Source organism: Streptomyces tricolor (genome assembly GCF_002155905.1).
Classification (GTDB): Bacteria; Actinomycetota; Actinomycetes; order Streptomycetales; family Streptomycetaceae; genus Streptomyces; species Streptomyces tricolor.
Map to the genome: position 1 here is coordinate 1 of NZ_MUMF01000084.1, position 6,415 is coordinate 6,415.

Below are 6,415 nucleotides of genomic sequence, written 5' to 3' on the forward strand. Positions count from 1 at the left end.
GCCGGACGGCCGGCACCTGGCCTGGACCTCGACCCGGGACGGCGCCCCCGAGGTGCATGTCGCCCCGGTCGACGGCGGTCCCGCCGAGCGGCTGACGTACTGGGGCAACCGCCGTACCGAGGTGCGCGGTTGGACCCCCGACGGGCGGGTGCTCGTGCTCGGCGCGCAGGGCCGGCCCAGCTCCCGGCACAGCTGGGCGCACGCCGTGCCGCTGGACGGCGGACCGGCCGAGACCCTGCCGTACGGCCCGGTCGGCGCGGTGGCCTTCGGCCCGGCCACCGTGCTGCTGTCCGTGCCGATGGGCCGCGAGGCCGCCCACTGGAAGCGCTACCGCGGCGGTACGGCGGGCAAGCTGTGGATCGACCGGGCCGCCGAAGGCGAGGAAGGCGCCGGGGAGTTCGTGCGGCTGCACGAGGATCTCGACGGGAACATCGAGTGCCCGGTGTGGGTGGGGGACCGGATCGCGTTCCTCTCCGACCACGAGGGCACCGGCGCTCTCTACTCCTCCCTCGCCGACGGCTCCGACCTGCGCCGGCACACCGCTCTCGACGGTTTCTACGCCCGGCAGGCGGCCGGCGACGGCACCCGGGTCGTCTACAGCTCGGCCGGTGAACTCTGGCTGCTGGACGACCTGGAGGGCGCCGAGCCGCGCCGGCTGGACGTACGGCTCGGCGGACCGCGCGTCGACCTGCGGCCGTACCAGGTCAACGCCGCGCACTGGCTGGGCGAGGCGTCCCCCGACCACACCGCGCGCGGCAGCGCGGTCTGTGTGCGCGGCGGGATCCACTGGGTCACCCACCGCTCCGGTCCCGCCCGCGCCCTGGCCGCCACCCCCGGCGTCCGCGCCCGGATGCCGCGCGCCTTCCGCGCCGAGGGCGAGGAGTGGGTGGTGTGGGTGACGGACGCCGAGGGCGAGGACGCCCTGGAGTTCGCCCCCGCGACCGGCACCGTGCCCGGCGCCCCGCCGCGCCGGCTCGCCGCCGGAGAACTCGGCCGGGTCCTGGAGCTGGCCATGGCACCCGACGGCAGCCGGGCCGCCGTCGCCGCGCACGACGGCCGGCTGCTGCTCGTCGAGCGGGAGACCGGCGAGGTCCGCGAGGTCGACCGCAGCGACGACGGTGAGGTCTCCGGGCTCGCCTTCTCGCCCGACTCGGCCTGGCTCGCCTGGGCCCACCCCGGGCCCCGCCCGCTCTCCCAGCTGCGCCTCGCCCACACCACCGACATCTCGGTCACCGAGGCGACCCCGCTGCGCTTCCAGGACTACGCGCCCGCCTTCACTCTCGACGGCAAACACCTCGCGTTCCTCTCCAACCGTGCCTTCGACCCGGTCTACGACGAGCACGTCTTCGACCTCGCGTTCGTCGTCGGCGCCCGCCCGCACCTGATCACCCTGGCCGCCACCACCCCCTCGCCGTTCGGCCCGCAACGCCACGGCCGCCCCTTCGAGACCCCCGACAAGGACGAGACCCCGGACAGCGAGGGCACCCCCGCCACCCGCATCGACCTCGAAGGGCTCGCCGACCGGATCGTGCCGTTCCCGGTGGAGGCCGGCCGCTACTCCACCCTGCGGGCCGCCAAGGACGGCGTCCTCTGGCTGCACCACCCCGTCGAGGGCGTCCTCGGCGCCGCCCGCGCCCACCCCGAGGACCCCGACCCGCACACCGACCTGGAGCGCTACGACCTCGCGCAGCGCCGCCTGGAGCACCTCGCCTCCGCCGCCGACCACTTCGAGGTCAGCGGCGACGGCAAACGCGTCCTGCTGTGGAGCGAGGGCCGGCTCCGGGTCGTACCCAGCGACCGCCGCACCGGCAGCGAGGACGACGGCGACACCAGCGTCACCGTCGACCTCGCCCGGATCCGGCAGACCGTCGACCCGGCCGCCGAGTGGCGGCAGATGTACGACGAGACCGGCCGCCTCATGCGCGACCACTTCTGGCGCGCCGACCTCGGCGGCGTCGACTGGACCGGCGTCCTCGACCGCTACCGCCCCGTCCTGGGGCGCCTCGCCACCCACAGCGACCTGGTCGACCTGCTCTGGGAGGTGCACGGCGAACTCGGCACCTCGCACGCCTACGTCACCCCGCGCGGCGGCTCCGGCGGCGCCCGGCACGGCCTGCTCGGCGCCGACATCTCCCGCCACGAGGACGGCAGCTGGCGCATCGACCGGATCCTCCCGGCGGAGACCTCCGACCCGGACGCCCGCTCCCCGCTCGCCGCGCCCGGGGTCGCGGTCCGCCCCGGCGACGCGATCATCGCGGTCGCCGGCCACCCCGTGGACCCGGTGACCGGCCCCGGCCCGCTGCTCGTCGGCACCGCCGGCCACCCTGTCGAGCTGACGGTCTCCCCGGCCGGCGGCGGCGAACCCCGCCACACCGTGGTCGTCCCCATCGCCGACGAGGAACCCCTGCGCTACCACGCCTGGGTCGCCGACCGCCGCGCCCACGTCCACGCGGCCTCCGCCGGCCGCCTCGGCTACCTGCACGTCCCCGACATGCAGGCCCCCGGCTGGGCCCAGATCCACCGCGACCTGCGCGTCGAGGTGGCCCGCGAGGGCCTGGTGGTCGACGTCCGGGAGAACCGCGGCGGCCACACCTCCCAGCTCGTCGTGGAGAAACTGGCCCGCCGGATCATCGGCTGGGACCTGGCGCGCGGGATGCGCCCCACCAGCTACCCGCTGGACGCGCCCCGCGGCCCGGTCGTCGCCGTCGCCAACGAGTTCTCCGGCTCCGACGGCGACATCGTCAACGCGGCCATCAAGGCCCTCGGCATCGGCCCGGTCGTCGGCACTCGCACCTGGGGCGGTGTCATCGGCATCGACAGCCGCTACCACCTGGTCGACGGCACGCTGGTCACCCAGCCGAAGTACGCGATCTGGCTGGAGGGCGTGGGGTGGGACGTGGAGAACCACGGGGTGGACCCGGACGTGGAGGTCGTCCAACGCCCCCAGGACTGGGCATCCGGCACAGACGCACAGCTGGACGCGGCCATCAGGCTCGCGCTGGAGGCACTGGAGGAGCAGCCGGCGAAAACTCCGCCTGGCCTGCCGGCCTGAGGGGCGCGGGGAAGTGCGCGCTGAACCCCCACCGGCCCGCACCCGAACGACTACGATGCACCGGTATTGATCACCAGCGTGAGGAGGCACACGCGATGGCCGGCGAACCGCAGGACGACTGCCTGTTCTGCAAGATCGTTGCCAAGGAGGTCCCGGCGACGATCGTCCGCGAGACGGAGACGACCCTGGCCTTCCGGGACATAAACCCCCAGGCCCCCACTCACGTCCTGGTGATCCCCAAGGCGCACCACGAGAACGCCGCGGCCCTCGCCGCCGAAGCACCGCAGGCGGCCGCGGACGTCCTCGCCGAGACCAAGGCCGTGGCCGACGAGGAGGGGCTCGACAGCTACCGCCTCGTCTTCAACACCGGTTCCGGCGCCGGCCAGACCGTCTGGCACGCCCACGCCCACGTCCTCGGCGGCCGTGGCCTCCAGTGGCCGCCCGGGTAACTCGGCATGTCCGTCCGTGAACTCGTGGTGCTCGGCACCGCCAGCCAGGTCCCGACCCGGCACCGCAACCACAACGGCTACCTGCTGCGGTGGGACGGCGAGGGCATCCTGTTCGACCCCGGCGAGGGCACACAGCGGCAGATGCTGCGCGCCGGGGTCGCCGCCCACGACCTGAACCGGATCTGCGTCACCCACTTCCACGGTGACCACTGCCTCGGCCTCGCGGGCGTCATCCAGCGGATCAACCTGGACCAGGTGCCGCACGAGGTCACCGCGCACTACCCGCGCTCCGGTCAGCGCTTCTTCGACCGCCTGCGCTACGCGACCGCCTACCGGGAGACGGTCGGCGTCACCGAGGCCCCGGTCGCCGCCGACGGCATCCTCGCGGTGACCCGGTCGTACACCCTGGAGGCCCGCAGGCTCTCGCACCCCGTCGAGTCCTACGGCTACCGGCTGATCGAACCCGACGGCCGCCGCATGCTGCCCGACCGGCTCGCCGCGTTCGGCGTCAAGGGCCCGGACGTGGGCCGCCTCCAGCGCGAGGGCCGGCTCGGGGACGTGACGCTGGAGGACGTCAGCGAGGTGCGGCGCGGGCAGCGGTTCGCGTTCGTCATGGACACCCGGCTCTGCGACGGCGTGCACGCGCTCGCGGAGGGCTGCGACCTGCTCGTCATCGAGTCCACGTTCCTCGACGAGGACATCGAACTGGCCGTGGAGCACGGGCACCTGACGGCGGGGCAGGCCGCCGCCGTCGCCCGGGACGCCGGCGTGCGGCATCTCGTCCTGACCCACTTCAGCCAGCGCTACACCGACCCCGAGGAGTTCGAGCGGCAGGCGCGGGCGGCCGGGTTCGAGGGAGAGCTGACCGTGGCCTACGACCTGCTGCGGGTGCCGGTTCCGAAACGGCGGTAAAGCACCCGTACGATGCTTTGATGCCCCTCCCGAAAGCAGAACTGCACCTCCATATCGAAGGCACCCTGGAGCCGGAGCTGGCGTTCGAGCTGGCCGCGCGCAACGGCGTGACCCTGCCGTACGCGGACACCGACGCCCTCCGCGAGGCCTACCGGTTCGAGGACCTCCAGTCCTTCCTGGACCTCTACTACGAGCTGATGGCCGTCCTGCGCACCGAACAGGACTTCGCCGACCTGGCCGACGCCTACCTGGCCCGGGCCGCCGCCCAGGGTGTGCGGCACGCGGAGATCTTCTTCGACCCGCAGGCCCACCTGGCCCGGGGCGTGGCCATGGGCACGGTCGTGGAGGGGCTGTGGCGGGCGCTGGGCAGCAGCGAGGCGCGCCACGGCGTCTCCACCAGACTGATCATGTGCTTCCTGCGCGACGAGTCCGCCGAGTCGGCGCTCGCGACCCTTCAGGCCGCGCGGCCGTACCTGGACCGGATCACCGGGGTGGGCCTGGACTCCGCCGAGGTCGGGCATCCGCCGGTGAAGTTCCGGGAGGTGTACGAGGCCGCCGCCGCGCTGGGGCTGCGCCGGGTCGCGCACGCCGGTGAGGAGGGGCCGCCGGAGTACATCACCGAGGCGCTGGACGTGCTGGGCGTGGAGCGCGTCGACCACGGTCTGCGCTGCATGGAGGACCCGGCGCTGGTCGAGCGGCTGGTCCGGGAGCGGGTTCCGCTGACCCTGTGCCCGCTGTCCAACGTCCGCCTGCGGGCCGTGGACACCCTGGCCGACCACCCGCTGCCGGCCATGCTCGACGCCGGTCTGCTGTGCACGGTCAACTCCGACGACCCGGCGTACTTCGGCGGGTACGCGGGGGACAACTTCGCCGCCGTCCGCGAGACCCTGCACCTCGGCGAGGACCGGCTCCGCGAACTGGCCCGCAACTCCTTCCTCGCCTCCTTCCTGGAGGACGACGAGGAGCGCAGGGCCCGTTACCTGGCCGAGGTCGACGCGTACGAGTTCGGGGACGCCGTGTCGTAGTCCCACCGAGCGGGCACGGCGGGCGTCTCCACCGGTATGTCCACCACCGGCAGGGGGCGCCTGCCGGCCCGCAGGGCCACCGCCGTCATCGGCACGGCGATCAGCAGCAGAACGGCGCCGAGGACCCGCCCCATCGCGGGGAAGCCCGCCCAGGCCGCCAGCACGCTCCCCGTGAGCGGGCCCGCCGCCGTCCCCAGCGCGGACGCCGAGCCGACCAGGACCGTCCAGCGGCCCCGCGGGTCCAGGGAGGCGGCCAGCGCGATGACGTACGACAGCACGACCGGGTAGAGCAGGTTCCAGGCGATCTCGCCCGCCGCGAACGCCGTCAGGTCCGTCGCCGCCGAGCTGAGCATGACGCAGCCCGCGATGAGGGCCGTACCGGCGCCGATGGGCACCGCCCGGCCCAGGCGCGGGCCGAGCGCGCCCGCGCCCACGACCCCGAGGAGGCCGGCGCCCAGCGCGACCGCGAAGACCGCGCCGACGGTGACCTCGCCGAGCCGGGCCTGGCCGAGGCCGATCCGGCCGCTGACACCCCACAGGGCGTTCTGGGCGAGGGACCAGAAGGGCATCGCGGCGGCCAGGAGAAGTCCGGACCGGGGGTGGGGGAGCCGGTCGTATCCGGTGACGGCGCGGGCCGGGGCCGTACGACCGGGCAGGCGGCCGGTGAGGGGAAGGACGGCGAGCGCGGTCAGCGCGAGCGCGGCCAGGGGGAGGCCGTGGCCGGGGCCGAGGCGGGGGATCGTCAGGTACAGCGCGCCGGCCAGGGCGGAGACACCGAGCAGGCCCAGGGTGGTGACCCGGTGCGGGTCGCTCCCCCGCGCCCGGACGCCCTCGCGCGGGGGGATCCCCACGGCGGCGATGCCGCTCACGGCGACCGCCGTGACCGTGCCCGATCCGAAGCCGCCGAGCACCGCGCCCGCGACCACGGCCGGCACCGCGCCGGTGAGGGCGGCCCCGCCGTAACCGAGGGCGGCGAG

The 6,415-nt window shown here is 74.7% G+C and carries 5 protein-coding genes; 4 read left to right on the top strand and 1 reads right to left on the bottom strand.

From position 1 onward, the window contains the following. The 4 genes from CCN44_RS07170 to CCN44_RS07185 form a co-directional block, all read left to right on the top strand. On the top strand, positions 1 to 3,052 hold a 3,052-nt coding region (locus CCN44_RS07170; protein ID WP_086697154.1), incomplete at its 5' end, for a S41 family peptidase. A 95-nt stretch (positions 3,053 to 3,147) separates the two neighbouring features. After that, the gene (locus tag CCN44_RS07175) at positions 3,148 to 3,501 is read left to right on the top strand and encodes a histidine triad nucleotide-binding protein (RefSeq protein ID WP_059249487.1); all 354 of its coding nucleotides are present in this window, start codon (positions 3,148 to 3,150) and stop codon (positions 3,499 to 3,501) included. Positions 3,502 to 3,507: 6 nt separating this feature from the next. Then, positions 3,508 to 4,413 (top strand): ribonuclease Z, encoded by a 906-nt coding sequence (locus tag CCN44_RS07180; RefSeq protein WP_059249486.1) that lies wholly within the window; start codon positions 3,508 to 3,510, stop codon positions 4,411 to 4,413. Positions 4,414 to 4,433: 20 nt separating this feature from the next. Continuing rightward, positions 4,434 to 5,438 (top strand): adenosine deaminase, encoded by a 1,005-nt coding sequence (locus tag CCN44_RS07185; protein WP_086697155.1) that lies wholly within the window; start codon positions 4,434 to 4,436, stop codon positions 5,436 to 5,438. Here CCN44_RS07185 and CCN44_RS07190 read toward each other — a convergent pair. Beyond that, the coding region (locus tag CCN44_RS07190) for an MFS transporter (RefSeq protein ID WP_086697156.1) at positions 5,390 to 6,415 on the bottom strand (1,026 nt) is incomplete at its 5' end. The genes CCN44_RS07185 and CCN44_RS07190 overlap by 49 nt on opposite strands.